Annotated in this window: 4 protein-coding genes and 1 pseudogene; 2 read left to right on the top strand and 3 right to left on the bottom strand. The window is 53.6% G+C overall.

The window, feature by feature from the left end; genetic code table 11:
• A pseudogene (fraE, locus tag KQJ18_RS21350) lies at positions 1 to 380 on the top strand (fructose-asparagine asparaginase); the annotation flags it as partial.
• A 66-nt stretch (positions 381 to 446) separates the two neighbouring features.
• Here the strand turns inward: fraE and KQJ18_RS21345 are convergent.
• On the bottom strand, positions 447 to 1,373 hold the full coding sequence (locus KQJ18_RS21345; RefSeq protein WP_087857175.1) for a LysR family transcriptional regulator: 927 nt from the start codon (positions 1,371 to 1,373) through the stop codon (positions 447 to 449).
• A gap of 183 nt (positions 1,374 to 1,556) precedes the next feature.
• On the opposite strand from KQJ18_RS21345, the gene KQJ18_RS21340 reads away from it, so the two are divergent.
• The gene (locus KQJ18_RS21340) at positions 1,557 to 2,720 is read left to right on the top strand and encodes a mandelate racemase/muconate lactonizing enzyme family protein (RefSeq protein WP_160955352.1); all 1,164 of its coding nucleotides are present in this window, start codon (positions 1,557 to 1,559) and stop codon (positions 2,718 to 2,720) included.
• Positions 2,721 to 2,805: 85 nt separating this feature from the next.
• Here the strand turns inward: KQJ18_RS21340 and gorA are convergent, their stop codons facing one another.
• Positions 2,806 to 4,158: a glutathione-disulfide reductase gene (gene gorA / locus KQJ18_RS21335; protein WP_160955351.1), complete on the bottom strand. Its 1,353-nt coding sequence runs from the start codon at positions 4,156 to 4,158 to the stop codon at positions 2,806 to 2,808.
• A gap of 104 nt (positions 4,159 to 4,262) precedes the next feature.
• Entirely contained in the window at positions 4,263 to 5,105 is an 843-nt protein-coding gene (locus KQJ18_RS21330) for a 23S rRNA (adenine(2030)-N(6))-methyltransferase RlmJ (protein WP_038635089.1), read from the bottom strand.
• Between the last annotated feature and the right edge of the window lie 46 nt (positions 5,106 to 5,151).

Here is a 5,151-nt window from a genome sequence, read left to right as displayed (position 1 = left end):
CGCATACCCTGCGTTCCGTTTTTGATGTAAGAAATCTTAAAAAGCTGCCGCAGGTAGCGATTATTTATGGTTACCAGGACGATCCTGAATATATGTATGATGCTGCAATTGCGCATCATGTAGATGGGATTGTCTATGCCGGAACCGGTGCCGGGTCGGTTTCTGTCAGAAGTGAAGCTGGAATTAAAAAAGCAGAGAAAGCGGGAATCATTGTGGTGCGTGCATCCCGAACGGGTAACGGCATTGTTCCACAGGATAAAGGGCAGCCGGGATTGGTGTCTGATTCATTAAATCCTGCGAAAGCCCGGGTTTTGCTGATGACAGCCCTGACAAAAACGAAAAATCCTGAGCTCATTCAGCATTATTTTAATACCTACTAAGATCGGTTGTTTAACGCGCTCGTTTGTATGCAAAATGGGCGCGTTTCCTCCCATCCGGATATTTTGTTACCTCTGCTCGCCCACGAATATTTCCCACAATTCTTCTACCGCTCTGGACATTCTGCCCGCAGGCCGAAACAGTCGGATATCAATGGGTATCCATAATCCGCTCTTCTGTGGGGCCGCCGCGGCAATCGTCCCGGCCTGAACATCCGGAGCCGCCAGACTTTCCGGCAGCCAGGCAATGCCGTCCCCGGCTTTGACCATCGCCAGCAGCGTGGCGGCCAGATCGGCGGTGAAGGCGATGTCCATACCGCGTCGGGCATGATTCACCGGTGACGTGTTCGAGAGGATCCTCCCCAGACCGGATTCTGCAGAGAAGGAGAGGAACGGAAATTTTTTGCCCCCCGTAGCCTGCCAGAGCGGCTGATGAGAGCCGGGATCACATTTGGAGTAGGGTAATAACGTTTCTTGTCCAAGGCGAACGCTGAGATATTTCGTCTGATCAAGATTGATGTGCATGTGAGGGTGGTAATAACACAGCAGAAACTGCGCATCCCCATTTTCAATCATCCTTTCACAGGCGCTGAGCGTGTCTGACAGCAGGCGAAATGAGCCGAAACGGGCGATTTTTTCGTTATTACGCATCAGCGCCGGAAAAAATGAGAACGACAGGGAGTGCGTTGCGGAGAAAATAACATCCGGTCGTGTATTTCCCGCCGCTTCAATGGTTTCATTTCTCAGGGTATATAGCGCCCGGATCAGTTCGGGCACTTGAGCGACGAAAACTTCCCCCGCACGAGTCAGGCTAACGCCACGGCGGTTACGCTCAAAAATCGGCGTTCCCAGCCACTCTTCCAGCGAGACAATGCGCCGACTAAATGCGGGCTGCGTCACATATCGGGAAGCGGCTGCGCGAGAGAAATTGAGTGACTGCGCCAGCGCAACGCAGTCTTCAAGCCAGGTGAGTTCCAGGTGATGCCGATTTTGCATTACAGTCAGCCTCTTTGGCATTAGATCAGCAGATGAGCACTGCTTAAGATGGAGAAATAGAGGACGATGGCGTCCTTAAATGCTGCCTGGATGCATTATGCCAATAATAAACCGGCATGAGTTATCACTTTTTACAGGCGTGTAAGTGCGAGCATAACTGACTAAGAACCCGCCGGAGAAAACATGCGTATCCTCGATGTTGTAGAAATTACCAAACCCATCGCTTCCCCTATTCGTAACGCCTATATCGATTTCAGCAAGATGACGACCAGTCTGGTGGCCGTTGTGACTGACGTTGAGATAGAGGGTCGTCGCGTGGTGGGATACGGATTTAACTCTAATGGTCGTTACGGCCAGGGGGGGTTGATCCGCGAACGCTTCCGTAACCGCATTCTGGACGCTGACCCGGAAAGTCTGCTGAATGCCGAAGACGATAACCTGGATCCGCATAAAATCTGGGACGTCATGATGAGTAATGAAAAGCCGGGGGGCCATGGTGAGCGCTCGGTGGCTGTTGGTACGCTGGATATGGCTATCTGGGATGCGGTTGCCAAAATTGCCAACAAGCCGTTGTTCCGTCTGCTGGCTGAGATGAAGGGCGTTGAGGCGAATCCACGCGTCTTTGTCTACGCGGCGGGGGGTTACTATTATCCGGGTAAAGACCTGAGCGCGCTGCGTCAGGAAATGCGAGGCTACCTGAACCGCGGCTACAACGTAGTTAAAATGAAAATCGGCGGCGCATCGTTGGAAGAGGACCGTCGCCGTATCGAAGCGGTATTGACTGAAATTGGCGACGAAGCGCGTCTTGCCGTCGATGCCAATGGTCGCTTTGATCTGGAAACCAGTATTGCCTATGCCAAAATGCTACGGGATTATCCATTGTTTTGGTACGAAGAAGCCGGCGACCCGCTGGATTATTCTCTCCAGGCCGCGCTGTCAGAATTTTACCCAGGCGCGATGGCGACAGGTGAAAACCTCTTTTCTCATCAGGATGCGCGCAACCTGCTGCGCTACGGCGGCATGCGCCCGGATCGCGACTACCTGCAATTTGACTGTGCGCTTTCCTACGGTCTGGTCGAATATCTGCGTACCCTGGACGTACTGGCGCAGTTTGGCTGGTCTCCATCACGCTGCATACCGCATGGCGGTCACCAGATGTCGCTGAACATTGCGGCGGGTCTTGGCCTCGGTGGGAATGAAAGTTACCCGGATCTGTTTCAGCCGTACGGCGGTTTCCCGGATTCAGTGAAGGTGGAAGAGGGTCATATCGTCATGCCAGAACTGCCGGGCATCGGTTTTGAAGGGAAATCTGATCTGATTAAAGAGATGCGTGCGTTGGCCGAATAGCGCGGGCGGAGGTGACATAACACCCCTCCGGTTGCCGGAGGGGTGTGACTTGAGCGTGTAGTGAATAGCGTCTACACCTGTGCAATTAGCGCATAGTGACGAATTCTTCTGCCGCCGTTGGGTGAATCGCAACGGTGTTATCGAAGTCTTTCTTCGTCGCGCCCATTTTCAGCGCCACCGCGAAGCCTTGCAGCATTTCGTCCATGCCAAAACCGATGCCGTGAATACCAACAATCTTCTCTTCCGGACCCACGCAAACCAGTTTCATGCGGCACGGCTGGCGGTGTGAAGTCACGGCAGTGTACATCGCGGTAAACGAGGATTTATACACTTTCACCTGGTCATCGCCGTGCTGTTCGCGAGCCTGCTGCTCGGTTAAGCCCACGGTGCCAATTGGCGGGTGGCTGAAGACCACGGTCGGGATGTTGTTGTAGTCCAGATGCTCGTCCGGTTTGTTATTAAACAGACGCTCGGACAGGCGACGGCCCGCGGCAACGGCAACCGGCGTCAGCTCAACAGCACCGGTGTTATCGCCAACGGCATAAATCCCCGGCACGCTGGTGTTCTGGTATTTATCAACGACGATGTAGCCTTTTTCGTTGGTTTTCACGCCAGTAACGGCCAGGTTAAAGTTATCCGTGGCTGGTTCACGACCGATCGCCCAAATCAGGCAATCCACCGTTTCGCTACGGCCATCTTCCAGTTGCAGGGTCAGACTGCCGTCGGCGTTTTTAATGACCGCTTGCGGAATTGCGTGAGTATGCAGAGTCGGACCTTCGGTGTTCATCACCTCGACCAGCGTCTCGACGATCATCGGATCGAAGCTGCGCAGCGGCGCGTGTTTACGCACGAACAGGTGAGTTTCTGCGCCCAGGCCGTTAATCACGCCCGCCAGTTCAACGGCGATGTAGCCTGCGCCAACAACGGCTACACGTTTTGGCAGCGCTGGCAGCTCAAAGAAGCCATCGGAGTCGATACCGTATTCCACGCCTGGAATGTTCGGATGGCTCGGGCGCCCGCCGGTGGCGATCAAAATATGATCGGCAGTAATGGTTTCACCGTTCACTTCAATGGTTTTGGCATCAACGAAGCGGGCAAAGCCTCTAATCACATCAACGTTATTTTTACCCAGCACGTTGTCGTACGAGGTATGAATGCGATCGATATAGGCGGTACGGCTGGCGATCAGTTTATCCCAGTCGAACTTATTAATGGTGGTATCGAAACCGTAATCCGGGCCGTACATATGAATCGCTTCACGGATTTGTGCGGCATGCCACATCACTTTCTTCGGTACGCAGCCAACATTAACGCAGGTGCCGCCTAGCTCTTTGGCTTCAATCAGTGCGCATTTCTGGCCGTACATTGCCGCACGGTTAATGGAGGCAATACCGCCGCTGCCGCCGCCAATAGCGATGTAATCATAGTGCTTGGTCATGACCGCTCCTTCATGTTCATTGTAGGGCGGAGAAGCGTTACGCCATCCGCCAAAATATTCGCGATTGTATACCTGAAATTAAAAGGTTCCACCGATGGCTGCGATTACTCCGGCACGATCCAGCTTACGGAAGTGTGTCCGGTTCCTGCGGGAACCAGCTTGCTATGTAGCCACGGCAGGACATTGTTCATCTGCTGCTCAAGCTTCCACGGCGGGTTAATCACAATCATGCCGGACGCCGTCATGCCGCGCTGATCGCTGTCCGGGCGCACCGCCAGCTCAATTTGCAGAATTTTGCGGATACCGGTGTCTTCCAGATCGTGGATCATGCGCTTGATTTGCTGGCGCAGGACCACCGGATACCACAGCGCATAGGTGCCCGTTGCGAAGCGTTTGTAGCCTTCATTAATGCCGGTCACTACCGCCTGGTAGTCGGTTTTGATTTCGTATGGCGGATCGATAAGGATTAGCCCGCGGCGGGAAACCGGCGGTAATTTTGCTTTTAGCTGTTGATAACCGTCAGCCTTGGCCACACGTGCGCGTTCATCTTTCTGAAATTCGCCGCGCAGCAAAGGAAAGTCGCTCGGGTGCAGCTCGGTTAATTGCAGGCTGTCCTGTTCGCGCAGCAACTGACGAGCAATTAACGGAGAGCCCGGGTAGTAGCGCAACTGGCCGCTACGGTTGAAATGCTGCACCACGGAAATATAGGGTTCAAGTTCGGCAGGCAAATCGTCCTGCTGCCAGATACGGGCGATACCTTCCAGGTATTCACCGGTACGTTCGGCATGCTCACTGCTCAGCTGATAACGACCAGCGCCAGCGTGGGTGTCCAGATAGAGAAACGGTTTTTCTTTCTCTTTGAGTGATTCAATGATCAGGCTCTGAACGGTGTGTTTAAGGACGTCGGCGTGGTTGCCTGCGTGATAACTGTGGCGATAACTGAGCATGGGTAATGAAATTCCGCTGAAATGACGATTTGCCACAGTTTACAGC

The sequence above is a fragment of the Citrobacter sp. S55_ASV_140 genome (assembly GCF_018919505.1).
GTDB lineage: Bacteria > Pseudomonadota > Gammaproteobacteria > Enterobacterales > Enterobacteriaceae > Citrobacter > Citrobacter werkmanii.
Note: the sequence above shows the minus strand (reverse complement) of the source record. Positions and strands in the feature narration are given on the sequence as shown.